The following is a 24512-nucleotide window of genomic DNA, read 5'->3' as shown; positions in this document are numbered from 1 at the left end:
CTTAATAATTAGAAGACAAAGATTGGTTTATCAATGAACCCACCTCTATCACTCACCGGCAATTACCAACTCGTGGTTCTAGGGCAAGAAGGTAATCCGAAAATAACAGAATATACCATACGCCTTATCGCCTCCGTACAACGAGCCTTTGATAATTTAGGCGTAAATCAAAAGAAGTTTTTGATCAATTTTAAGTCAAACGATGAGAATACAGATATTGATCGCCGTATGCCCACGGTTGCAGTTTTTTTTGGTTTGGTCCCATCTCCCGTACTATCAAATACTGACAGCAAGAGACTCAAAACCCTTCTCGACGATGGCATCTTGATAATTCCTATAGTCGAAAATATTACGAATTTTAGCACAATGGTTACACCTGAAGTTGCGGCACTAAATGGATGCTCTCTAGCGGACTGCGGAAACGATTTTGAACGTCTTGCCGCACGCATCCTTGAAGGCTTCGGCCTTCTGCGAGAAAAGCGACGCTTGTTCATCAGTTATAGACGGGTCGAATCGAGCGGTGTGGCTACTCAACTTTATGAAGCGCTTGATGCCGCTGGTTTTGATGTCTTCCTTGATACCCAAGGTGTAATTCGCCCTGGGGAGCCATTTCAGGAAATTTTATGGCATAGACTAGCTGATACTGACGTTGCGGTAGTACTGGATACGCCTAATTTTTTGGCTAGCCGATGGACTGAGGAAGAGCTTGCCAGAGCAAATACCTCTAATATTCAACTCCTGCAAATTTTATGGCCGGGACAAACGGAAGGCGCAACAGCTGCTTTCAGTATGTTCCATCCTCTCTCAAACAGTGACTTTGTAGGATCGAATACGCTTGGTCTGTCCGCACAACTTAAAGACCTTGAAGTATCCAAAATCGTCGATGCTGTTGAAGGACTTCGCGCACGAGCTTTCGGCGCACGCCACGCCTTTCTCGTACGTGAATTCGCAATTGAAGCGCGCAGCGAAGGCATGCAGGTACTCACAACCTTAGAGCGCAACCTCATTCTCGCAGCTTCAAATGGCTCTAGGACATTAGTCATGCCAGCGATTGGCATTCCAGATGCCGAACGGTACGAGTGGCTTGGAAGATTATACCAGCGTGATTTGGATAATGGTAGTAACTACGCGCAGCCGCCTATTCTTCTTTACGACCAAACCGGAATTCGCAGTCGATGGCTACAGCATCTGGAATGGCTTAACGACAACATTGCTTGCGCACGAAGTCTCAGCATCACAGATGCGAAAAAATGGTTATCCAAGATAAAAGGGCCCAGTGCGACATGACTACATCTATCGAGCGGCGGATATTTTTGTCGGCCAGCATTCCGCTACCATCACGCAACGCGATTTATTTCAATACGGCGGACATAATCGCTATAAGAGATGCTATTCGAGCGTTAACTATTGTTATCGTGGAGAGCGGAATTCAGCTAATATTTGGTGGGCATCCGGCAATTTCTCCTATGATTAGGCTCCAGATCGCACAGGCCGGCATACCAGTTGGCGATAAAGTTGTGATGTATCAAAGCCGATTTTTTAAACGGCAATTCCCCGAGGACAATAAAATGTTTGAACGGGTTATTCTCACTGATACAGTAAACGATAATAGAGAGTTGAGCTTGGCCCATATGCGCAATATTATGATGCAAGGTCCATTTTTGGGGGGAATTTTCATCGGCGGCATGGAAGGCGTAGAAGAAGAATATAAAATATTTTGTAATACAAACCCCGGAGTTCCAGTATTTCCTGTTGCATCAACGGGAGCAGCGGCAAGAAATATATATTACTCGAATCTAAAATTCCAAAATGATTATCCAGAATTGCAATCTGAGATTAGCTACATTAATCTTATACGCAGGATAGTAGGTTTAACTTCTCCTTAGGATAATTGAATGGCTCGGCGCACTTTCTTCAGCTTCCATTACCAGCCCGATGTGAGCCGAGCATGGGTTGTTCGAAATTCATGGGTAACGAAAGTGGCACAGGGAGAACGGAACGACGCTGGTTTTTTCGACAGTTCAGTATTTGAAGCCAGTAAAAAAGAGAGTGATGATGCCCTCAAGCGATTTCTTAGGGAAGGCCTAAAAAATACTACGGTGACATGTGTTTTAGTAGGCGCAGAAACTAGTCTACGTCGATGGGTACGTTACGAAATTTTCCGTAGTTTTATGCGAGGAAACGGACTACTTGCTGTTCGCATTCATAACATCGGATCTTTACATAGCCCTACGAGCGCTATCGGCCACAATCCCTTTCAGTCACTTGCATTTACAGTTAATCATAATACATTGGAATTTAAAGAATTTAAGACAACAGGATGGCAATCGGCAAGCGACGTAGGAACGATGCCATTAAATGATGTAGCCTATGACCTTGAAGGTCGGACTAACCACACGTTTTCGTGCCTATTCCCAATCTATGATTGGACTGTCGATAACGGTTACGACAACCTCGGTGCATGGATCGAAACCGCAGCTAAAAAAGCTAAAAAATAAGTTCGTCTGAACTTTTGACGATAAGAATAATCGTATAATCTTGTCAGCATATTTGTGCAGAAGTGGTAAATAATTGATACGACGCATATTGATTACATAAAATCAAAAACAATTCCAGAAAGTAGAATTGTATCTTCTCATAGAGAAAACCCTCCTTTCATGAGAAGATACAATTCCTATCGTGTGAATTATCTCGGATACATTCTATATAGAATATCTAAAGAATGTATTTTTTTATCTGATCTCACAAGATCCGCCCGTCTTTTTTCTGCACACCATTTTATTATAGCCGAATTATCTAGTTTAGGTAGATTTTCAATATTAATTCTATACTTTATTGGAATAGAGTCATATGCTTCCGTCGCCATAGAGTCTTTTCTCGACATGGATTCTACTATATCACCCCCCCTGTTAGGTTTTTTAATATTTATAATATTCAACATTGATATTTCATAGTATAACCATGGAGAATATGTTGAACTACCATCGGAGTAACTGGCTGAGATATGTTGATTTTCGATCGAATTTTTTGTATTAATAAAAAATAAGCATTCCGATTTATCCATCATCTCTGCAAGGGCGATACAAAGCATATTATGTATGTGCGCCGTTGTTCTATTTCTCTTTGAATAACTATATGTTTTAGACGTCTTTTGGTAACAATATAAATTATCTACACTCTTAAGCAAATCATCGCAATAATTCCAGGCTTGGTAGTCTATAAAGCAAGACAATCCTAACTTTTCTTCCAAATATCCCGCCAAAGATAACGCTAAATTTATATCTTTGTGAGAATGCGAAATAAAAATATCATAATTTTCTTTAGGAAACCATTCATCAATCAATTTTTCAGCGATTACATCGCCTTTATTATCGATGAAGCTCGCAAGCGTATCTGCAATACGCTCCTTTTCGGATCTCGCTAGCTTTCTTCCAATCTTTACATAATCAGACAACTCAGAACTAAGTGTTATATTAAACCCACGAAACATCGTATCCCTCGATAAAAGTAGAATTCACAAACGCTGCAAACCTGTCAACAGCCATCCATAATATCGACTTTCCGGAAAATTTGCTTCACAATGATATGCACAAAATAAATCTATAGTCTATTTAGACCACCCTTAATCGTGCTTAGTCAAAAAATCGAGACTCCTCATTCAGATAGCCGGATTGGATGGAGCAAGAGATCACGGTAGCCCCCGTAGACATAATACCGCCCATCAGCAACAAGGCGACGGACTTGATTCTTACGAGGATCGCTGTCCCAATCGGCTTTCCGACCTCGAAACCCGAGCAAAACTTCGGCCAGTTTGCGATAGCTCGCGCCAGCCGCCCGACCGTCAAACGCCCTGAGCATCAGGATGTGCCGGTCCCGCGTTTGCTGCGGAAAATCATGAGCCCACTTGCCCTCAGGTCGGCCAACCAGCGCGCGCCATAAACGCAGCACGGCCTCGGCGCGAAGTTCCAGCAGCTCATCGAATGGCAAGATCACGACATAGATGGCCGGTCTATCTGCCGGACATGTCGGGAGCCAGAACTGGTGCGTCGCTCTACCAGACCGCCAGCAACCGTGCCACGCATCACCGTCATCCCGCCGCGCAACGAGGCCCGGTAATTCCGCGAGGTTGATCGGCATGACGGCCGGATTATCCGCGTCAGCAAGAGCCTGACGCAATTCGATGACGTCAGGCGAGAGTTCCGGTATCCAGAAAACAGGAGTGCGCCCGGCTGGCTCCGCCGGATCGACAGGGAAATCGCAAACCCCATCGTTCGGAAAAGGCTTTGCTGCCCCCTGGCTTCGGAGGCGCAAGCGTTTTCATTCGCTGGAACGCGCGACGGTATTCGTCGTCACGTCGAAGATATTCCCAGGCTATGCCGGCGGCAGCAATGTCTTGTGCGTGTTCGTAAGCGGCCGGCGACTGCCAATCTGACATCGGCATCGCGTTACCCTTCCTCTTGCGCCTGCTCGGGCAGCAGGACAATCAGGATGCGCAATGGGAAGATTTTGTGCAGACTGCATTTGGAGATATGTCGATCTCGTAACGCGATCGCACGACGTTATGGCATTCGTCCGCGCCTGCCAGAATATTCCGCTCGCCGGGCACTCGCCCGGCGAGCGGCGCTTATTTTCCATCTTCCCGTCGCCGATCCGCGAAGCCGGATCGGCGCAAATTTGTGCGGACAGACAGGCCAAGGAAGGGGGCGCCGCAGAACCGAATTTCGGCCCTGCGGCGTTCGCTCCCTATGCCGCTATTTTCTTCGCCGCGTGCCAGGCCAGCCGCCGGGCCGCCGTTGTCGCGTGTTCGGCATCCAGTTCCATCCCCAGCCAGTCACGCCCAAGATGCTGCGCCGCCACCAGTGACGAACCCGAACCGCAAAACGGGTCCAGCACCAGGCCACCCACCGGGCAGAACGCATCGACCAGCGGAAACAACGCCGCCACGGGCTTTTGTGTCGGGTGCAGTTTATTGCCCGAATACGGCATGTCGATCACGTCCGGCACTGGCTGACCGGGCCGCTTCACGTTCCCTTTCGCCAGAAGATAGGCGCTTTCGTGCTCATAGCGCAGAAAACCCGACGATGACGCATAGGACTTGCGGAAAACGATATGCCCGACCATACGAAAACCGGCCGCTTTCCAGGCATCGGCAAACAGGTCGATCTTGTTCCAGCCGTAAAAGCTCACGGCAAGACCGCCCCATTTCAGAACCCTGTGCATCTGGTTGACTGCCGGACGGAGCCAGCGTGCGTTGTCGTCGTTGCGAACCTTCCGCCCGTCCCGGCCCCGATAGTTCACCAAGTAAGGCGGATCGGTCAGGATGAAGTCCACTGAATTACGCGGCATCTGCCGCATCAGTTCCACGCTATCGCCATTAAGAATGATATTGCGGAAATTGGTCGCCGTGTTGTCGGTCATGGTCTTTGCCCTTTGTTCCGCGAGGAACAGCCCCCGCTGTTCCTCTGCCTCGCGGCGAGCTGCGGGGTAGCAACGGCAAGGGCGACCGATGGGGAGGGGTATCTCCCGGTCTGCACGGAGCGCAGCGCAGGAAGATCGGGGACACCCCATCGGACGGCGTCAGTCTGCTGACGCGCATCCTTGCCGGCGCGAGGGCGGAGCCATTAGCCTGTTCTTTTTTCTGGTTCGGCACTCCGACTTTCTCTGAAAGAGCCGCAAAGATGTCGGGCTTGCTCATCCTCTCGGGAATTTCGAGCAGCGGGATACCTGCCTTCTGCAAGGCCAGACGCTTGACCGCCATACGAGCGTCCGCGTCGCCGGATAGATCGTGACCGAACCGTTATACTCGACCACCAGGACCGGATTGCCAAAACGATCGATCAGAAGGAAATCGACGCGCTTGCCGCTGTAAGAATTGAAGGCCCGCTTCTGACGTGAATCATCCGGGGCATAAGGCGTTTTAATGAAGCCACCCATCGCAACCTCGAAGGCGAAACGCCAGTCGGGTCGCATATCCTTGATCCACTCGTCGATTGCATAAAGCACGCGCACAGCCTCCCGATTGACAGGAGGAACGGCCTTCAGGCTGCATTCATCAATGAACCGCAACTGGTTCTGCGGATCGGACAGGTCATTTTCCTGTCGGTATTGCCGACGCCGCTCGTCTTCCTGCTGCCGAACAGCGGCCTGCTGCGCCAGGGCCTCTTTCGCTCGGCGATCCCGAACGTAGAATCCAATGGCATATCCGATCGCCAGAAGAATGATCACCTTTTCCACGGTCGATAAGCCTCCCTTTTCTACGCGATGACCGCCGATTACCGCATGAACCGCCGCACGCTCTTCCCAAATTCCCTTGACCTGTCCTTCATCGTTCCTGTCGCCCCATGACCTGGAAGGTAGACAGGATGGCACGCAGACCCGACAGGATCAGGATCGAGGTGTTCGGCCCCGCCAGTAACGCGGAAACGGCCGAAGAGGCGTTCCGCCCGTCCGATGACGCCATCCGGTCCCTCGCCCGCCTGATCGGCCGGCAGATGGCACGCGAGCAGTTTGAGCGTGCCCGCGCGATGGAGCGGAAACAGACCCGTCAAAAACGATCCGGCCACATGCAATAGCCTCCCCTTCCCGGCTGTATTCCCCCGGCGAAAGACCACTCGCCGGGCTGTCGTGTATTTTTCTTGTGACCATTATGGTCCCGTGATATAAGGTCAGTCAATGAGGATCATCGCCCGTCGCACGCTGAGAGAGTTCGTCGACAGTCTGGCGGGCCAGAAGGACCAGCCGGCCGTCAAGGCAGCGCTGGACGCCTGGTTCGCCGAAGTCGGCAAGGCCGCCTGGACGAGCACCGCCGATGTGAAGCGGCTCTACGCCACGGCCAGCATCGTCAGTGCCGAGCGGATCGTCTTCAACATCAAGGGCAACGCCTATCGCCTGGTCGTGGCGGTCGATTTCGAGAAGAGCATCGTCTGGATCAAATGGATCGGCACGCACAAGGCCTATGACAGGATCGACGTGACGGAGGTGGAACATGACGGCTGATCTGAAGCCCATCCGCAACGAGGCGGATTACGACGCAGCGCTGGAAGAAGTCGGGCGGCTATGGGGTGCCAAAAGCGGCACGTCCGACGGCGACCGCCTCGATGTGCTGGCGACGCTGATCGACGCCTATGAGGCCAAGCACCATCCGATCGACCCACCCGATCCGGTCGAGGCGATCCGCTTCCGCATGGAGCAGCAGGGCCTGACCCGCAAGGATCTGGAGCCGATGATCGGCCCGCGCAACCGCGTGGCCGACGTGCTGAACCGCAAACGCGGCCTGTCGATCGACATGATCCGCCAGTTGCATGACGGCCTCGGCATCTCCGCCGAGGTGCTGATCCGGCCCAGCCGGATGGACCAGGTCGCCTGATAGGAAACACCCCTCAAGGAACATCCCATGACCCGCGTCGCCCTGTATGCCCGCTATTCCTCCGACAACCAGCGCGACGCCTCGATCGAGGACCAGTTCCGCATCTGCCGGGAACACGCCAAGCGCGAGAACTGGAAGGTCATTGGAGCCTACAAGGACGCGGGCATCTCCGGCGCCAGCATGATCCTGCGTCCCGGTATCCAGACCCTGTTACAGGATGCCCAGGCCGGACGGTTCGATATCGTTCTGGCCGAAGCGCTGGACCGCATCTCGCGCGACCAGGCCGACGTCGCCACCCTGTTCAAGCACCTGAAATTCGCCGGTGTGCCGATCGTCACCCTGGCCGAGGGCGAGATCAGCGAACTGCATGTCGGCCTCAAGGGCACGATGAACGCCCTCTTCCTGAAAGACCTCGCCGCCAAGACCCATCGCGGCCTGCGCGGCCGGGTTGAGGATGGCAAATCCGGCGGCGGTCTCTGCTACGGTTATCGCGTCGTCCGGCAGTTCGACGCCAAAGGCGAACAGATCCGGGGCGACCGCGAGATCGACGCCCACCAGGCGGAGATCGTCCGTCGCATCTTCCGTGACTTCGCCGCCGGCGTTGGGCCACGCGCCATTGCCAAAACCCTCAACGACCAGGGCATCGCCGGCCCCGAGGGCAAGCTGTGGAGCGACACCACAATCAGGGGTCACGTGAAGCGCGGCACCGGCATCATCAACAACGAATTATACATTGGCCGGCTGGTCTGGAGCCGTCAGCGCTATGTCAAAGACCCGTCCACCGGCAAGCGCGTCTCGCGCCTGAACCCGGAATCCGAATGGGTGGTGACAGAGGTTCCCGACCTGCGAATTGTCGATGACGCGCTCTGGCTGGCGACAAAGGCTCGCCAGAGCGTCATCGCCGAGAAATACGTCAACGTCACCGAAGCCGTGCGAGCGCATCACAAGAGAAACCGGCTCAACGGCACGCGTCGGCCGAAATCCCTGCTGTCGGGCCTGCTGTTCTGTGGCCTGTGCGGTGGTCCGTACGCGCTGCGGGGTTCCGACCGTTTCGCCTGCTCATCTCACGTCACCAATGGCTCCTGCACCAACAGCCGAACAATCCCTCGCCCGGATCTGGAGCGCCGTGTGCTCGCCGGCCTCAAGGACCGGATGATGGCGCCGGAGATCGCGGCCGAGGCGATGCGCGCCTATGCCGAGGAGACCAACCGTCTCAACCGCGAGCGCCGGTCCAACGCCGATGTCTGGCGGGTGGAACAGGTGAAGGTGGAGAAGCAGATCCGGGGCATCATCGAAGCCATCAAGGAAGGGATGTTCCATCCCAGTATGAAGACGGAGATGGACACGCTCGAAGCTCGCAAGGCCGAACTGACGTCCCTGCTCTCCGACGTTCCCAACGATGTACCGGACATGCTGCCGAGTACCTCCGCCATCTACGCTCGCAAGGTCGGCCGCCTGACCGACGCTCTCAACCGCCCCGAGGAACGGCTGGAAGCCGCCGAGGCGCTGCGAGCACTAATCGAGAAGGTCGTGCTCACTCCCGGCCCAAACCGGGGCGAGATCGACGCGATGCTGTATGGGGAACTGGGGACGATCCTGACCTGGATCGAGCGGCAAGCCATTGGAAAGGCTGAAAAAAGAAACACTCCCGGAGCGGTGCTCACGGGAGTGTCGGTATCGGTGGTTGCGGGGGCAGGATTGCTTCTCAAGTTGCGACAATCGCAAGGTGAGAACAAAGCGGGTTTAGATGTCTGTTTTAAACAACTTTTTTCTGCTTGTGCCTGACACCTTATAAAATTAATAAGCCCTAGCCTCGCAAAAACGGGGCATCTTCGTTCATAGCCACGGTCATGTACACTCCCGCCCTGATTGTGTTGAAAAAGTCCCGCTGGAGCTTCCACTCAACATTTAGATTCGATATTATAACGCATAGAGCGCTGTAATCATGGGGAGTTTTCATTCCCAATTGCATACAGAATCCTGAGCGGACACCTCAACCTGACTTTTCCAACACAATCGCCCTCATTTCGGACGATTCAATATTGTTCCAATCTACTCGAACGCTGACATTTGCCAGCTATCAAGTCGGTACAGCCTCTCCATTGGAGAGACCAACATCGTTGCTTTGGAGAATATCAGCGATAGCACGCCAACTAACACCACGGATCCAATGCCTCGGCAACACGCTGCGCTGGGTGCCAATTAGATATAGACTTTGCCATGGCTCCCAAAAATCAGTTCCAGTTCGAGGTAAAAGAAGCCAAATACCGCATCCACTCATCCCTTGCAGTTTAGGAGGCACGACAATCTCACTGGTTGCCGTATCTTCCAACTGATTATCGAAGACAAAGAACATGTCAGTATCTGGGCATGGAACAGAAATTGATGAAGGGGTAGGATCTGGTTCCAGAACTTTAGTTGACAATACTAATGGGGTTTGCGCAAATCCTACCTGATTTTCATATCCCAATTCAGATGGATAACCGCTTAGGAGCCTTGTTCCAGACCGGTCATAGCTTTTGGGAGCTACGATGTTCTCAATGGTAAGAATTTTCCAATATCCGGCCGATCTAATCTTATCTGCTAAACCTGTCTCGTGGAGTTCGACCACGACCGTATCACGATTAGGATGTGTCTGATCATAGAAAGTGCTAACCGTACCGAAAGTTTCCAAGTTCGCTCCAGGACTTGGCGGAAACCAAAGCGTATTAGCTGGGTATGCCTCGACAACATGGCGCGCCGTAAGTAAAAAGAGACGATCTTCGATCTCAATCATTACCCCAGTCCCAACAGCGCATTTAACATCAGACTTACCCCCTTTGGAGATGTCTGGGACTAACGCGAGCAAGGGTAATGATGCCTGATGAACTGCTCTCTTGATAGCCTCGAATTGTTGCTCACTTATAGCTTCCGACATCTATAGTCCTCTCAAGAACCTTGCAAAACAGTAAAATATGACCATGTTATTTTCGAATATCCCGAACAATGGGGCAATATATCATGAGATATAGAAAATACTCTATGTCTATTATTTCAAATATCGTTACCCGCTTGGGCGACATTCTGCTTTCCTTCCTCACTGACCTGCCTGTCCGCTCAGTGATACAAGAACAGACAGGCAGAAGCCGTCTCATTCTAGTCTTTGGACGTTTCATGTCGACATTTGCAAAGCGGAAGTTGCACTATGAAAGAAATCTCTCGAACATTTTCGTCCAGCGCTCTAGCATATCTTCGGTTACGTATTTATCCGGATTCTTTAATAGTTTCGATTTTACGCCAAGAGCCAGTTGGACTTTCCAATCATTTGGTAAAGCAAATTTTTCCCGTGCTGCCCAATTTTTAATTTGCGGAACAATAGGTTTGCTATTTTCATGTTCTTCTTCGAACTCTTTATCGGCACGTCTCTCAATCCGGTCGATTACCTCTATGAGCAATGACGATGGGAAAAGGTCCTCGATTTCGGTGTCTTTTAGGTCGCCGACGAACTCATCTGTAGTAACAATGAGAGCCTTATTTCCGGCATATAGGGTGTCTTCAAGGCTCTTGGCGGCTTGCTTACCAGCAGTATCGCCATCCAAAAGGACTAAGGGTAACGTATCGTCGCGCCCCATCAGAATGCCCGCAATGATTTTTGCTGTTTTTGCGCCTCCTGAGGGAGGGAACACCAGTTCAGCCTTCGGGTGAATTTTTCCTTTAGCAATAAGTATACTCTTAATCGTTGAAAGATAATGCTGGTCTGAAGGCCCCTCAACGATAATAGGAATGCACCCGAGAAGAAGGCTTTCCGCCACCGTCAGATTCAACGCGGAGTGAACCGCGTAAGTCGCACCAGTATCCTTTATTCCTTCTTTAAGGCGTGCTGCGGCTAGATTACTTGACGCAACAGTGCCACCATTGTCGTCAACGTATACTTTTCTCACTCTATCTAGACGATCAGCTTCAATCATGAACGGTGAATGAGTTGTGAATACAATTTGATGTGTACGTGAAAGATTATCGAAAAAAGACGACAAATCTCGTTGTGCTAGAGGATGCAAAGAGTGCCCAGGCTCATCTAACAAGACTACTGCATTAGCATGAGTGCTTTCACTCTCATATTTAAATACAAGAAAGAAACTTAGAAACCATTGCAAACCAGTACTACGATTTTCGAGTTCAATTTCTTCAGGGCGCCGGTCATCTGCAACCCAAATTCGGAAATAGTTCCCGTCTGCTTGTAATCTAAATCGATAATCACCCTGCTTCCACCAGTCCTTGAAGGATTTGGTTAACTTTGACGATGCCGACTGCAAGAGTGCCGCGCGAATTCGCACTTGTTCATCGCCAAGTTCTATTTGCTCGGAATTTTTGGGTAAAACGCCCATAGAGTGACCGTGTTGATTGACACGCTCAGTTACGTTGTTGGCACGCGCAAGTTCTAAAATTTCCTCGGGACTAAGACTTACAAGATCAAATAGCACTCGAAGTGTTCGGGTTTTTGCAGCCTCTTTGGCACTCAAATCTGTTCTTTTCATATTATCTACGACATGAGGCAGATAGATTTGAGCGTCTAAATTTCCATAATTAGAATAGTAGACAAATTTCGGAAGAATATTTTGAAACTGGGAAAACAAATTTGGTCCGCCATCTTGGCTAGGCGTCGGAGTTTCGGAATTCTCTATCGCCTTAACCTCATAGGCTTTTGCCAAATCGAAATCGCGATCATCGCAAAAAGAAAATCCATAGTCGCCCGCGTAATTTCGAGCGACCTCGATACTTTCTGTCTTTAGCCGATCTGCACCAAAACGCTCTGCAATGTCCCGCTCGTTATCTTCGAGATCGAAAACACATCGAATAAAGATATGATCACCAGGATTTGTGCGCATTTCAGCGTAGCGCGAGCGCGGCATATCATCTAAAAGGTTAATTTGGCCGCTTCGTGATGGGTTAAGTTTCCATAAAGGGAGCAAGAGGTTGGTCTTTCCAGCCTCGTTTTCTCCAATAAGAGCAGTTACGTCAGAGGCATCGATCCAGTCACTGTCGTTAACTGACCGGAAGTTTGTTACGCGAAATTTTTTCAGGCGCAAAATGCTCTCCCGTTTCAATCTTCATGCTCTCACTGTAGAGTGCGATATCTTTCGGAATTAGGCAAGTGCGTGATACCTGCAAGAATTATTATATATTAAATCAATTATTCATTATTTAAACACTTATTATATAAATTACCTAGTAAATAGTCTAAATCTATGTAATTATTTTCGCATGTCGGCTTTCCTATTTTAATATTAGGAAACTGACTTCCTGCTTCCCCAAATGCGGACAAAATCATCTGAAACTGAAAATTCTGTATCAGGCTGGTCCGCCAATCCTGCCTCCCCTTAACCGATACCATCATGACACGAGACGCCCAACCAACCAGGCATTGAGATCAGCAATTTCTGTCCCGATAATCTCATGCGCCATCGGATATACATGCCAGGCAACATCCTTTCCCTCGGCACGCAGCCAGTACCGTGCGAGGCGAGCCGCCGCTAGCAGCACGACCGTGTCACCCTCGCCATGCGCCAGAAAGACCGGCGTTGCCCGGTTCGCCTCCGTTGCCTCCCTTCCCGTCTGTCCAGCCAGCGGCAGATAGCCGGACAGACCGGCGATCCCTGCCAAGGGTAAAGGGTAGCGCAACCCGGTCATCAGTGACATCGCACAGCCCTGGGAAAACCCACCGATCACGATACGCCGGGAGGGAATGCCGCGCGCGACTTCCTGGTCGATCAGGCTGGCCAGATAGGTCTGGGCATCACGTAGCCCCGGCTCATCTTCCCGCAGGGAGAAATCAGGCGCGAGAAGATCATACCACGCCGGCATACGCTCGCCCCCACAGACCGAAACCGGCCGGATGGGCGCATTGGGAAAAATGAACCGGACCGCGCCGATGGAGCGTAGGTCGAGCGCCTGAACAAGGGGCGCCAGATCCCGACCGCTCGCACCCAGGCCGTGAATAAGGATGATCGACGCGACGGGATTTTGCCCGGTTTCGACCTCCAGCGCTTTCAGCGGCTTCATCCCCTGCTCCCTTCACCATTGGCGTTCGTAATGCTTGATGAAACCATGGTACGGGTATAATCGTATATTATCAAGCATGCGGAGGCTGTCATGAAACTCGAAATCTGGTCCGATTATGCCTGCCCCTACTGTTATATCGGCAAGCGGTTTCTCGAAGCCGCCCTGGCCGAGTTCGAGCATTCCCGTGAAGTCGAGATCGTCTTCCGGGCCTTCGAACTCGATCCGACGTCGGGTCCGGCAGTGACCACCACAACGCTCGACCGCATCATGCGGAAATACGGCAAGAGCCGAAGCGATGCCCAGGCCATGATCGACCACATCACATCCATGGGCGAGAGATGTGATCTCGACATGCGCTATGCCTCGGTTCGCTACACCAACACCTTCGACGCGCACCGGTTGACCAAATTCGCCGAGGAGCACGGCCACGGCGCCGCCATGACGGAGCGGCTGTTCCGGGCCTATTTCACCGACAACTCCCCCCTCGCCGACCATGATGTGCTTGTCGGGCTTGCGCAGGATGTCGGTCTTGATGCCGACACCGTACGCGCCATGCTTTCGAGCACCGACTTCGCCGAAGCAGTCAGGCACGATGAAACCCGTGCGTCACAGGCGGGCGTTCATGGCGTGCCCTTCTTTGTCTTCGACGGTGCCTACGCTCTTTCAGGCGCGCAGCCGAAAGCACAATTGCTGGCTGCCCTGCGCCAGTCATGGAGCAATGCACACAAAACCGCGTCCGATAGCCCTACCAACGGCATGACCTGCGACAGCACGGGATGCGTCATCCCGCCTTCCGGCTCCGGCACTCCCTGAGCAAAAACCGTCCCGCCGTATTCCCGTTAGGCAGACGCGCCCTGGCGGGAACGGTCGTATTCGGCGATCGTCTCCTGCGTCAGCGGATCGCTGACCAGTGGACCAAGAATGGAATCCAGCAGACCGGGAAACCGACTGTCCAGATCTTCGCGCCGCAATTCAAGACGGTATTCCCGACCGATATGGCGCTGCCAGACCACACCGCTGTCCCGCAGAGCGCGCCAGTGATGCGTCATGGTAGACTTCGGAATCTGCGGCAGCACATCACAGCAGGGATGTTCACCCCCCACGGCAATCGTCCGCACGGCAGCAAGACGGATGGGATTGCCCAACGCCGTCAGCACGGCGTCGAGCCGGATATCCTCGCGTTTCGGATGGCGTGCGATCATGCGTGGATTGGTACGCGTATCATGGGAGTGGGTCAAGAAAACGCTGCTTCCAAGCCCCCATCGTAAGCCTGTGTCCCAATAAGGCTGGCCTTTAATTCGTATGTACGTCTATGTTCGTATCATAGAGACTCGTTCATGACGACCGGAGGCCGCCTTGCCACCCAATTTCCTGCCCCATACCCATAGTCCAAAGCGGGTCGCCGCCGCACCACGCCCGGCCTGGCTGGCTCTCGTCACTCTGTTACCGGGCCTCACAGGCTGCACAGTCGGCCCGACCTACAAAGCTCCCCTGCCACCGAATGCTGCAACATTCGGCGAAACCCGGTCGGAAACAGCGACCGTCGCTTCGGCCAACTCCACGAAGCAGGCTGCTGGAAAGCCAGGCTCCGACTGGTGGCGTCTCTTTCGCTCGCCCCGGTTGGACGCCCTCGTCACCGAGGCACGTCGGAACAACTGGTCGATCCAGGCAGCCCAGTCCAACCTGCGCAAGGCCGCTGAAGGACTCCATGCCGCCCAGGGCAGCCTGATGCCCCAGATCGACGCCACCGGCACCGAGGGGCGTCAGGAATACGGGGCCGCCCTGTTCGGTCCCTGGGCGTGGACCTTCCCGGCCTTCTCCGCCTATTCGGCGGGTCTCGACGTTTCCTATGACCCCGATATTTTCGGTGGCAACCATCGGCTGGTGCAGATGGCCGGCGCGCAGAAGGATGCCGAACGGGAGCGCCGTGATGTCACGATGCTGCTGGTGATCGGCGACACGGTCCTGACCGCCTTCGAAGCGGCCTCGACAGCAGATCAGGTCGCCGTGGTCCGAAGCGTGATCGACACCGACCGGGAAACGCTCCGGTTGGCGACACTCGCCTGGCAGGCGGGCAGGAGACCCCGGCTGGATGTCGTGACCGCCGAAGCACAACTGGCGCACGACCAGTCTCTTCTGCCACCGCTGGTCAATGCCCATGAGGCCGCGCGAACGGCGCTGGCCGTCCTGACCGGGCACTCGCCCGCCAACTGGACCGCACCGACCCTGACCCTCGCCGATTTCAGCCTTCCGTCGGACATCCCCGTGGTCGTGCCATCCGAACTTGTGCATGCCCGCCCGGACATCATCGGCGCCGAAGCCATGATGCGCGCGGCGAATGCCGAAATCGGCGTCCGGACCGCCGACCTATATCCCCGCCTGACCCTCAGCGCGGCCGTCGCCGCCGAGGGGCTGATGGGCGGCCCTGCCGGCGCGGCGTGGCGCCTGATCGGCGGTGCTGCTCTACCGCTGTTCCATGGCGGCACCCTGATGGCCCGGAAAAAGCAAGCGGAAGAGGATTACCGGATCGCTTTCGATCACTACCAGTCGGTGGTCATCAATGGCTTCCGCGAAGTCTCCGATGGTCTGAACGGCCTGAAGAACGCCTCGACGGAACTGGACAACCAGCGGCAGGCCCTGACCTCGGCCGATGACGCGCTGGCGTTAAGCCAGGCCGGGTATCAGACGGGCCGGGAGACCATCCTCCAGCCGATCAACGCCCGGCGGCTCGTCCTGCTCGCACGCCAGAACACAGTGCGGGCACAGACCGAGATGTTCCGTCAGACGGTGCGGATCATGGTGGCGACGGGCGGTGGCCTCGCCGACGCCCATGTTTCAACCGATCAGTGGCGATCCGTCCGGCTCGCGGCGCGATAACCGGCATCTGACGCACGTCCGGCCTCCAATGTCCGGCCTTTTCAACCCATTAGGTACGTGTATCCGCGTATAATAACTTCGGGAGATATCTGTGCGACGCTTCTTCGTCCCCTGGCACCATGCCACCGCTCTCGCGGTGCTGATGTCCATGCCCGCCGCCGGCAGGGCTGCCGACACTCCGGCAAGGGCGGTATCCGTCTGGCAAGTCAGACCCGTCCCTTTCGCGGCCCATATCGAGACGATCGGTCAGGTCGAGCCGTTTCAGGGGGTAACGCTCTCCCCTGAAATCGCCGGCCGGATCACCGAACTGGATTTCGATTCCGGGGCGACTGTCCGGAAAGGCCAGTTGCTCCTGGTCCTCAATGACGCGCCGGAACAGGGCGAGCTGATCCGCCAGAGCGGCGAATTGCGCGCGGCCGAGGCCGATCTGGCCCGTGCCCGTTCTCTCATCCGGACCGGCGTGGAGAGCCATGAGGATCTGGAAACAGCCACGGCGCGCTTCGAAGCCGCGAAGGGCAATGTCGCCAGAGTGCAGGCGGTGATCGACCAGAAGCATATCCGCGCGCCCTTCGACGGCGCCGTTGGGATCAGACAAGTCAATCTCGGCCAGTATCTGAATCCGGGTGATGCCATCGCCACGCTGACGTCTTACGTACGGATGCGGGTCAACTTCATTCTCGCCGAAGAGAACGCCGCCAGCGTGCAGCTCGGACAGACCGTCCACCTAGCGTTCGACACGACGCCGGGGCAGGATTTCACCGCGACGGTCACCACCGTCGACCCGCGCATCGACGGATCGCATACGCTCTCCATCCAGGCCCTGCTCGACGCGCCGCCGACCGACCTGCATCCGGGCACCTACGCCCATGTCTCCATTGCCGCGAAGGTGGCGCCACATCTCGTGGTCCCGGAAACCGCCGTCACCTACACCGCCTACGGAGAGACGCTTTTTGTCGAGCAGCCCTCCACCGATGGTCCCATCGTCACCGCGACGGCTGTACGCGCGGGCGACCGCCGCAACGGATGGGTGGTCATCGACGACGGGGTGAAACCGGATGACCGCGTCGTCACCAGCGGCCAGAACCGCCTCGTCACCGGTATGAAGGTGCGCGAAATCCCGGAAGTCCTGCCTCTGGCCGGCCTGCGGGAGCTGGCACAATGACCTTCACAGACCGCTTCCTTCGGCGTCCGGTGCTCGCGATCGTCGTGACGATCCTGATTATTCTCTTCGGGATCAAGGGCTTCAATTCCATCGCAACACGTCAATATCCAACCCTCGAAACCTCCACGATCCTGATCTCGACCCGCTATCCGGGCGCGTCGTCGGACCTCATGCAGGGCTTCGTGACCCAGCCGATCAGCGAGGCCGTCGCGTCCGTCGAGGGCATCGATTATCTTTCCTCCACCACGACGCAGGGCCTCAGCGTGGTGACGGTGCGCATGATGCTGAATTATGATTCCATGCGCGCCCTGACCGACGTGATGTCCAAAGTGAACGCGGTCAAATACCGCCTGCCGGAAGGCGCGTATGACCCGGTCATCAAACGCACATCGGGCGGCTTTACCGCAGTCGCCTATATCGGTTTTGCCAGCACGACGCGGCCTCTCTACGAAATCTCGGATTATATCCATCGGGTCGCAGCACCGATGCTCTCGGGCATAGAGGGTGTATCGGAGATCAGTTATTTCGGAGAGCAGCGCCTTTCGATGCGCCTCTGGCTCGACCCAGAGAAGCTGGCTGCCAACGACATGACGGGCGAGGATGTCGCGCAGGCCATCCGGGAGAACAATTTCCAGGCAGCACCCGGCCGGATCCGAGGCGTTTATACGATCAGCAATATCAACCTCAACACGGATCTGAAAACGGTCGAGGAATTCCGTGATATGGTGCTGCGCTCGACCGGTGGCCGGGTTATCCGGGTGCGGGACATCGGGCGTGCAGAACTGGGGCCGGACAATACGGACACCAGTTCACAGACCAGCACGCTTCGGCCGCCGAATGGCAAGCCAACACCACGTCCTTCGATCTTCGTGGGTCTGGAACCGTCACCTACAGGCAACCCGCTGACGATCATCTCGCGTCTCAACGAGATCATGCCGAAGCTCAAGGCGACGCTCCCGCCGGGAATTGATGTCCGTGTCCCTTACGAGACCGCGCATTTCATCCAGGCGTCGATCGACGAGGTCACCGAGACCTTCATCGAGGCGCTGCTCATCGTCATCCTGGTGATCTACCTCTCCCTCGGCACCGTGCGGGCGGTGATCGTGCCGATCGCCACTATTCCCCTTTCGATGCTTGGCGCCGTCGGACTGATGTACACCTTCGGGTTCAGCCTGAATTTGCTCACCCTGCTGGCGATGGTGCTGTCGATCGGGCTCGTGGTCGATGACGCCATCGTCGTGATCGAGAACGTCCATCGCCATATCGAAGAGGGCAAATCCCCCTTCGACGCCGCGTTACTCGGGGCGCGTGAGGTGGCAGGCCCTGTTGTCGCGATGACCCTCACACTTACAGCGGTTTACGCCCCGATCGCTTTCATGGGCGGACTGACGGGCACGCTGTTCCGGGAATTCGCGCTCACGCTGGCCGGGTCCGTCATCGTCTCCGGTGTCGTCGCACTCACCCTGTCGCCGCTCATGAGCGCAAAATTGCTCAAAGCGAAAGAGAAGGAAGGCTTCATGGAACGGATGGCCGAGCGTGTCTTCGGCTTCATGACTGCGCGCTATGAAACCGTGCTCGACTTTTCGCTGCGGCATCGCTGGGTTCCGCTCGGCACGGCGGCGGTAATCTTCCTCCTTATTCCGGCCATGCTGCATGTCTCGCAGAGCGAACTGGCACCCAATGAGGACCAGGACATTGTCTATACGGCCGTCAAGGCTCCGCAATATGCCAATCTCCATTATGTCGAGACCTACGCCCAGACACTTTACGAGAAGATGTCTGAAATCCCGGAAGGTCATAGCCATTGGCAGATGAACGGCATTGACGGGATCGCCAACAGCGTTGGCGGTGTCAATCTCGATGACTGGGGCAAGCGGAAGCGTAACGCCGATCAGATCCAGATGGACCTGCAACAGCGTGTTGCTTCCATCCAGGGGACCAGCGTCTTCGTGTTCCAGATGGGGGCACTGCCGGGTTCAACGGGCGGCCTGCCAGTCCAGATGGTCGTCCGCAGTGATGACAGCTATCGCAACGTCTTCGGCGTCATGTCACACCTGCGGGAAGAAGCCACTAAAAGCGGTCTGTTTGCCGTGGTCGATAGCGACCTCGCCTTCGATAATCCGGTTGTCCGGGTCACGGTCGATCGGACCAAAGCCAATGCGCTCGGGATCCGTATGGAACGGATCGGCAACGCGCTGAATACGCTCATCGGGGAAAACTACGTCAATCGCTTTGGCTATTATGGCCGGTCTTATGACGTGATCCCGCAAGCCGTTCCCCTGTCCCGCCTGACGCCGGACGCGCTGAAGACCTATTATATGCGCGACCAGAACGGCCATCAGGTACCGCTGTCGGCCCTGGCCAGCGTGCGCGTCGATGTCGAGCCCAACCGCCTGCCCCAGTTCGGCCAGCAGAACTCGGCCACGTTTCAGGCCATTCTCGCCAAAGGTGTTACGATGGGGGACGCCGTGAGCTTCCTGAAGGCAAAGGCGACGGAGTTCCCACCCGGCTACAGCTATGACTGGCAGTCTGATTCACGACAGTATGTACAGGAAGGAAGCGCTCTGATTTTTGCATTCCTTTTCGCACTGATTGCCATCTATCTCGTCCTGTCGGTTCAGTACAACAGCTTCACAGACCCTGTCATCATCCTTGTCAGTGTGCCGCTATCCGTGTTCGGTGCCCTTATTCCACTCGCCCTCGGTGTGACGACCCTAAATATCTATACCGAAATCGGACTCATTACGCTGATCGGGCTGGTCAGCAAGCATGGAATCCTGATGGTCGAGTTCGCAAACGAGATCCTTCATCGTGACAACGTAGATCGCAGGACTGCAATCGAGACAGCCGCCGCCATCCGTTTCCGACCGATCATCATGACCACAGCGGCAATGGTCGTAGGTCTTGCGCCCCTGGTCATCGCTACGGGTGCGGGCGCGAACAGCCGCTTCGGGCTGGGAACGGTGATCGTCGTCGGCATGATCGTCGGCACGAGCATGACGCTGTTCGTGCTGCCCTCGGTCTACACGGTCATCAGGCCGCGCCGTGGCAAGACGGTGTGACGGGTCATGCGCCGCCCGCCATTCGATTTGTGGCAACTGCTGTGCGTGCGGGCGATCGCGCAGCACGGCAGTATCCATGGCGCGGCGCGTTTCCTGAACACCCGGCAGTCGGCCGTCAGCCGCTCCCTGCACAACCTTGAAGAGCGACTGAATGTCAGGCTGTTCACCCGCTCACCGGCCGGTGCCGCACCAACTGCGTTCGGTCGGGAATTCATCCATTGGAGCCAGACGATCCTGGACAATGTGGCGGGCATGAACGCTCGCGCTCGGCGGACGGGCAAGGGTGAGAACGGCCAGATCTCCATCGGCATCCAGACCTGTGTCCTGCCGGGAAGACTCTCGGCCTTCACGGCGGACTTCCGCGCCGCTCACCCCGATATCGTCTTTCGCTATTCCGAGGGTACAGGCAAGAGGCTGCTGCGCCGGCTCCAGCGCGGACAGATCGATTTTGCGGTCGTCACACGCCGCAATCTGGTGCCGGCCTTGCAGGTTACGCCTCTGTGGAGCGACCGCATCGTGGCCGCCCTTCCCACCGATCACCCTCTGGCGACACGACGGGAAATCTCGTGGCAAGAACTGCGTCATGAAACATTCCTGATCGGGCGCGACAACGCGGGTCAGGACTTCGAGACGCTCATCCAGCGCAAGCTCGGAGAGACAGACAGCCGTCCAAAGATCCGGCGGCATGATATTGGCAGCAACAGAATCGTCGCACTCGTCCAGAACAAGGAAGGCATCGCCCTGCTTCCCGCATCGTGGCTGCCGCTGATCCGCGACCAGCACGGCCATGACGTCGCGATCATGGAAATCCATGACGCGGGTGGTTCCTCCCATCTGGAATTCGGGATCGTCTGGCGGCCCGACAATGAAAATCCCTGCGCCCAAACCTTCGCCCGGCATCTCGAATCTCATCGACCGTGAGACTACTTTTCGGATGCCTGCCGCCGTGCCCTGGCAAATCCTTTATCCGACATCATGAACTGCCGAAGCATGGGTGCGACCAGCCGGGCTGGATCCATTACCTCGCCGCTACCGGAAAGAAGTGCTGCATAGGCAAGCAGGTCGCGATGGATATCGGGAGGTAACGCCACGGTCATTCTGACCGGTTTCTCGTCGGGAAGTTCCCTGATTTTCAGGTCCGTCATCGTATATCTCCCTGATCCCGATAGGGCTTGAGCAGCAGATCGTGCCCGACAAGGACGGTGAATGGCAGCCCCGGCCGGTCGGTCAGCGTGGGCTGGACGTTGAGGCTGCGATCGATCAGCCGGTTGCCGACCATGGAAAATCCGTTGGATGCGCCGCTACGGATGGCCTGAATCAGGTTGTTCTCGTTCCATGACGTGCCCGCTTCCGAACCCACACTGAGCAGGGTCGTGACAAGGGCTGCGCGGAACAGTTGGCCCCAGTGATTGTTCACCTCATCGGACAGGCCTGACTGGCCGATGGCGTCGCCACCGGGCAGTTTTTCCAGCACCAGGCTCTCGCCGTTCGGGTAAATCAGCCGGGTCCAGATGACCTGCGTGCGCTGCTGCCCGAAGGAGACGCTGCTGTTATAGGCCCCGAACAGGGTGCTGCCCTGCGGGATCAGGAGATACCGCCCGGTCGGGCTGTCATAGACGTTCTGGGTGACATGGCCCTCGATCTGGCCCGGCAGATCGGAGCTGATCTTCGTGTTGAGCGCGCCCGCGATCACGGTTCCGGCCTGGAGGATATAGGGAGACGCGGGCGGCATGATGCGGTCGGGGCTGGTGGTCGCACGGTCCGGCTGGCCCGCCAGAAAGGCGCGATTGCCGGCCTGTGCGTCCGCCGAAGGGGCCGTCAGCCCCTGGGAAGCTGCCGCGCCCGGCGCGGCCTGCGCGCTCCGCCCCTCCCGCACCTCGACCTGCGCGAAGAGCCTACTGGTGCGCGCGGCTTCGATCTCCTGGTCGCCACGACGATCCCCCATGCCCGGAACCGGCCCCGCACGTCCCTGCCGCTGCGCGTTGAGGATCGGCCTGCCCAGATCACCGGGCAGGGGCGACCCCAGCTTCGGCACGCCGTTTCCGACATAGTCGGACGGCAGTCCCGCCAGCCCGTCGGCCGAGGGACGGACATCAGTGTCCTGCGCAGCGGGCGTCGATGGCAACCGATGGCTGGCCTGAAGGGCATAGCCCAGCGCGAAGGCCACCGCGACCATGCCGACCCCGCCCAGCGACCAGACCACCGTGCGCGACAGACGGACCACGCGCGGCCGATCAGCCCTCAGACGCAGATCGGGTGGTGGTGGTGGTGACGCTGGCGCAGCACCTGCGGGGCTTCCCGCTGTCGGGGCCTGCCCGGTCATGTCCGCCGTCCATCGGTGCGCACGATCCGCACGCGCTGCTCAGAATACTTGTCACCCAGGCGTAATTCGGCGGCGGCGAACAGGCGGTCGACGATCATCCAGTTCTGCCGGACACGATAATTGACCAGTTCCGGGCCACCATCCGCCCCCAGGACAAAGAGCGGCGGCAGTTCCCCCTGCCCGATCCCCGACGGGAAGGCGATATAGACCTTCCGCCCGTCATCAAAAGCCCGGCTGGGCAGCCAGGGCGGTGTCCCGCCTTTCAGCGGCTGGATGGCGTAGCGGAAATTCAGCGCGTTCAGGTCCAGCCCGACATCCACCGGCGCCTCATTCTCCGCCGCATCGTCCTGATGATGCAACGCAATCAGATCGTCCTCGGGATACTCCCACGACACCGACGCCATATAAGTGGCGGGTGTGGAGCGCAGTTCCGTCAGATAGGTCCGCCGGTCGGTATTGACGATCAGGTTGGTGGTCAGGTCCGGGCGCGTGGGCTTGACCAGGATATGCACACGCTTCGTGGCCGCCGTCCCGCTTTCGGTATCGCCGATGATCCAGCGTACCGTATCCCCAGCAGCAACCGGGCCGGTGCCCACCAGCTTCTCGCCCTTCTGGAGCATGATATCGGTAATCTCACCGGGCGAGGTGTAGACCTGATAGAGGGCACCGGGCGAATAGGGATAAACCTGCACGGCATTGATGAACCCGGCCCGCGTCGGCTGGATGCGTGCCGCCAGATTGGCCTGTGTCACGCGCGCTGCGGGATCGGCGACTTCGGGTGCCGGATGGACCGTGCGTCGTGAGGGCTGCGGCTTGAGCTGGCCCGGCAGGGGAAGTGGCTTCGGGACTTCGACCACCTGAACGGGCTTCAGCGGGTCCGGCAGGCGCACGGCCTGAACAGCGTCATCGTAACGGATGACGGGCGGATGATACTGCCCCGCGCAGGCGGACAGGGTGAGCAGCGCCAGTGGAACGGCGCGCATGACCATGCGGATCATTGTCCGAGTTCCTTCGACCAGTTGATGGCGGAGACGTAGATACCAAGGGGATTTTTCCGCAGATGATCAGCGTCGCGCGGTGTGCGCAGAACGACCGAGACGATGGCCGTCCATCGCTCCGTGCCCACAAAAGCGCCGTCGCGGTAACGGCGCTCGGTCCAGGCGACACGGAAGCTGCCGGGCGAAGCCCTGATCACTGATGCGATGTCCACCTCGACCTGCTCCCGTCCGATCCGCGAAAACGGATCGTTAAGGCGGGCATAGTCGTTCAGCGCCTGCGCGCCCGAAATGGTGGCGAAGTCGTAGGCGCGCAGCCAGTTATGCTGGACCACCACGGCATCCGATGACAGGCCACGAACATCGCCGATAAACTGCGCCAGATACCAGGCGATCTGCGGATCGGTCGGTGTGTAGCCCGCCGTTGCGGGAACCACGACCTGCGCCTGGCCAAGCCGATCGACCTGCACCACCCATGGCACGACGGTGCCACGCACCGACTGCCAGACCAGCCCGGCCCCAAGCCCGGCCGAAAGGAACAGGGAGCCAAAGGCCATCAGCCGCCAGTTGCGGGCCTGCACGCGGGCCGATCCGATCCGTTCATCCCACGCCTGCGCTGCCTTCTGATAGGGCGTGACCGGTTCAGGCGTGATCCCGTAACGGCTGGTGGAGCGACGGAACATCGCGT

Annotated in this window: 25 protein-coding genes; 12 read left to right on the top strand and 13 right to left on the bottom strand. The window is 56.4% G+C overall.

Annotated features, from left to right (window positions below):
• The first annotated feature begins 33 nt into the window (after positions 1-33).
• The 3 genes from HNR55_RS13635 to HNR55_RS13625 are packed head-to-tail and all read left to right on the top strand — an operon-like array spanning position 34 to position 2498.
• Positions 34-1287 carry a toll/interleukin-1 receptor domain-containing protein gene (locus HNR55_RS13635; protein ID WP_166116251.1) on the top strand — a complete coding sequence of 418 codons (1254 nt, stop codon included), beginning with the start codon at positions 34-36 and terminating at the stop codon, positions 1285-1287.
• Entirely contained in the window at positions 1284-1886 is a 603-nt protein-coding gene (locus HNR55_RS13630) for an SLOG domain-containing protein (protein WP_166116250.1), read from the top strand. Before HNR55_RS13635 ends, HNR55_RS13630 begins: the two co-directional genes overlap by 4 nt.
• Before the next feature lie 9 nt (positions 1887-1895).
• Positions 1896-2498 (top strand): TIR domain-containing protein, encoded by a 603-nt coding sequence (locus tag HNR55_RS13625; protein ID WP_166116249.1) that lies wholly within the window; start codon positions 1896-1898, stop codon positions 2496-2498.
• Between the two features lie 188 nt (positions 2499-2686).
• Here HNR55_RS13625 and HNR55_RS13620 read toward each other — a convergent pair whose 3' ends face one another.
• The 5 genes from HNR55_RS13620 to HNR55_RS17215 form a co-directional block, all read right to left on the bottom strand.
• Complete coding sequence (locus HNR55_RS13620; RefSeq protein WP_166116248.1) at positions 2687-3490, bottom strand: TIR domain-containing protein; 804 nt, start codon at positions 3488-3490, stop codon at positions 2687-2689.
• Positions 3491-3654: 164 nt separating this feature from the next.
• On the bottom strand, positions 3655-4137 hold the full coding sequence (locus tag HNR55_RS13615) for a DUF2285 domain-containing protein (protein WP_166116281.1): 483 nt from the start codon (positions 4135-4137) through the stop codon (positions 3655-3657).
• Positions 4138-4186: 49 nt separating this feature from the next.
• Positions 4187-4435 carry a transcriptional regulator domain-containing protein gene (locus tag HNR55_RS17305; RefSeq protein ID WP_373318116.1) on the bottom strand — a complete coding sequence of 83 codons (249 nt, stop codon included), beginning with the start codon at positions 4433-4435 and terminating at the stop codon, positions 4187-4189.
• 308 nt (positions 4436-4743) lie between these two features.
• Entirely contained in the window at positions 4744-5418 is a 675-nt protein-coding gene (locus tag HNR55_RS13610; protein WP_166116244.1) for a DNA methyltransferase, read from the bottom strand.
• A gap of 273 nt (positions 5419-5691) precedes the next feature.
• Positions 5692-6234 (bottom strand): DUF2726 domain-containing protein, encoded by a 543-nt coding sequence (locus HNR55_RS17215; protein WP_166116242.1) that lies wholly within the window; start codon positions 6232-6234, stop codon positions 5692-5694.
• A gap of 128 nt (positions 6235-6362) precedes the next feature.
• Here HNR55_RS17215 and HNR55_RS13600 point away from each other — a divergent pair, with 128 nt between their 5' ends.
• The 4 genes from HNR55_RS13600 (at position 6363) to HNR55_RS13585 (ending at position 9151) form a co-directional block, all read left to right on the top strand.
• Complete coding sequence (locus HNR55_RS13600) at positions 6363-6572, top strand: hypothetical protein (protein WP_166116171.1); 210 nt, start codon at positions 6363-6365, stop codon at positions 6570-6572.
• 100 nt (positions 6573-6672) lie between these two features.
• Entirely contained in the window at positions 6673-6996 is a 324-nt protein-coding gene (locus HNR55_RS13595) for a type II toxin-antitoxin system HigB family toxin (RefSeq protein ID WP_166116241.1), read from the top strand.
• Entirely contained in the window at positions 6986-7366 is a 381-nt protein-coding gene (locus HNR55_RS13590) for a helix-turn-helix domain-containing protein (protein ID WP_166116239.1), read from the top strand. Before HNR55_RS13595 ends, HNR55_RS13590 begins: the two co-directional genes overlap by 11 nt.
• A gap of 27 nt (positions 7367-7393) precedes the next feature.
• Positions 7394-9151, top strand: a complete 1758-nt coding sequence (locus HNR55_RS13585; RefSeq protein WP_166116237.1) for a recombinase family protein — start codon at positions 7394-7396, stop codon at positions 9149-9151.
• Between the two features lie 295 nt (positions 9152-9446).
• On the opposite strand, the gene HNR55_RS13580 is transcribed toward HNR55_RS13585, so the two are convergent.
• From HNR55_RS13580 to HNR55_RS13570, 3 genes are all read right to left on the bottom strand, one after another.
• Positions 9447-10142: a hypothetical protein gene (locus HNR55_RS13580; protein ID WP_166116236.1), complete on the bottom strand. Its 696-nt coding sequence runs from the start codon at positions 10140-10142 to the stop codon at positions 9447-9449.
• 406 nt (positions 10143-10548) lie between these two features.
• A complete protein-coding gene (locus tag HNR55_RS13575) occupies positions 10549-12432 on the bottom strand; it encodes an ATP-dependent nuclease (protein ID WP_166116234.1) in 1884 nt (627 codons plus the stop codon).
• A 304-nt stretch (positions 12433-12736) separates the two neighbouring features.
• Positions 12737-13405 carry an alpha/beta hydrolase gene (locus HNR55_RS13570; RefSeq protein WP_166116232.1) on the bottom strand — a complete coding sequence of 223 codons (669 nt, stop codon included), beginning with the start codon at positions 13403-13405 and terminating at the stop codon, positions 12737-12739.
• Between the two features lie 90 nt (positions 13406-13495).
• On the opposite strand from HNR55_RS13570, the gene HNR55_RS13565 reads away from it, so the two are divergent.
• Complete coding sequence (locus tag HNR55_RS13565) at positions 13496-14218, top strand: DsbA family oxidoreductase (protein ID WP_166116230.1); 723 nt, start codon at positions 13496-13498, stop codon at positions 14216-14218.
• Between the two features lie 26 nt (positions 14219-14244).
• On the opposite strand, the gene HNR55_RS13560 is transcribed toward HNR55_RS13565, so the two are convergent.
• On the bottom strand, positions 14245-14643 hold the full coding sequence (locus HNR55_RS13560) for an ArsR/SmtB family transcription factor (protein WP_242005602.1): 399 nt from the start codon (positions 14641-14643) through the stop codon (positions 14245-14247).
• Positions 14644-14761: 118 nt separating this feature from the next.
• Between HNR55_RS13560 and HNR55_RS13555 the strand changes: the two genes are divergently transcribed.
• The 4 genes from HNR55_RS13555 (at position 14762) to HNR55_RS13540 (ending at position 21427) form a co-directional block, all read left to right on the top strand.
• Positions 14762-16282: an efflux transporter outer membrane subunit gene (locus HNR55_RS13555; protein WP_166116229.1), complete on the top strand. Its 1521-nt coding sequence runs from the start codon at positions 14762-14764 to the stop codon at positions 16280-16282.
• A 91-nt stretch (positions 16283-16373) separates the two neighbouring features.
• Positions 16374-17444: an efflux RND transporter periplasmic adaptor subunit gene (locus HNR55_RS13550; protein ID WP_264814053.1), complete on the top strand. Its 1071-nt coding sequence runs from the start codon at positions 16374-16376 to the stop codon at positions 17442-17444.
• On the top strand, positions 17441-20506 hold the full coding sequence (locus HNR55_RS13545; RefSeq protein ID WP_166116227.1) for an efflux RND transporter permease subunit: 3066 nt from the start codon (positions 17441-17443) through the stop codon (positions 20504-20506). The genes HNR55_RS13550 and HNR55_RS13545 overlap by 4 nt, the downstream gene beginning before the upstream one ends.
• Positions 20507-20512: 6 nt before the next feature.
• Entirely contained in the window at positions 20513-21427 is a 915-nt protein-coding gene (locus HNR55_RS13540) for a LysR family transcriptional regulator (RefSeq protein WP_166116225.1), read from the top strand.
• A 2-nt stretch (positions 21428-21429) separates the two neighbouring features.
• Here the strand turns inward: HNR55_RS13540 and HNR55_RS13535 are convergent, their stop codons facing one another.
• From HNR55_RS13535 to trbF, 4 genes are read right to left on the bottom strand one after another with little or no spacing between them, the layout of a single operon-like run.
• Entirely contained in the window at positions 21430-21651 is a 222-nt protein-coding gene (locus tag HNR55_RS13535) for a DUF2274 domain-containing protein (protein ID WP_166116223.1), read from the bottom strand.
• Positions 21648-22829 (bottom strand): TrbI/VirB10 family protein, encoded by a 1182-nt coding sequence (locus tag HNR55_RS13530; RefSeq protein WP_166116221.1) that lies wholly within the window; start codon positions 22827-22829, stop codon positions 21648-21650. Before HNR55_RS13530 ends, HNR55_RS13535 begins: the two co-directional genes overlap by 4 nt.
• Positions 22826-23827 carry a P-type conjugative transfer protein TrbG gene (trbG, locus tag HNR55_RS13525; protein ID WP_166116219.1) on the bottom strand — a complete coding sequence of 334 codons (1002 nt, stop codon included), beginning with the start codon at positions 23825-23827 and terminating at the stop codon, positions 22826-22828. Before trbG ends, HNR55_RS13530 begins: the two co-directional genes overlap by 4 nt.
• Complete coding sequence (gene trbF / locus HNR55_RS13520; RefSeq protein ID WP_166116217.1) at positions 23824-24507, bottom strand: conjugal transfer protein TrbF; 684 nt, start codon at positions 24505-24507, stop codon at positions 23824-23826. Before trbF ends, trbG begins: the two co-directional genes overlap by 4 nt.
• Positions 24508-24512: the final 5 nt, after the last annotated feature.

It is taken from the genome of Acetobacter lovaniensis, assembly GCF_014207635.1.
In the GTDB taxonomy this organism is placed as follows: Bacteria; Pseudomonadota; Alphaproteobacteria; order Acetobacterales; family Acetobacteraceae; genus Acetobacter; species Acetobacter lovaniensis.
This window is presented reverse-complemented; position numbering and strand designations above follow the sequence as displayed.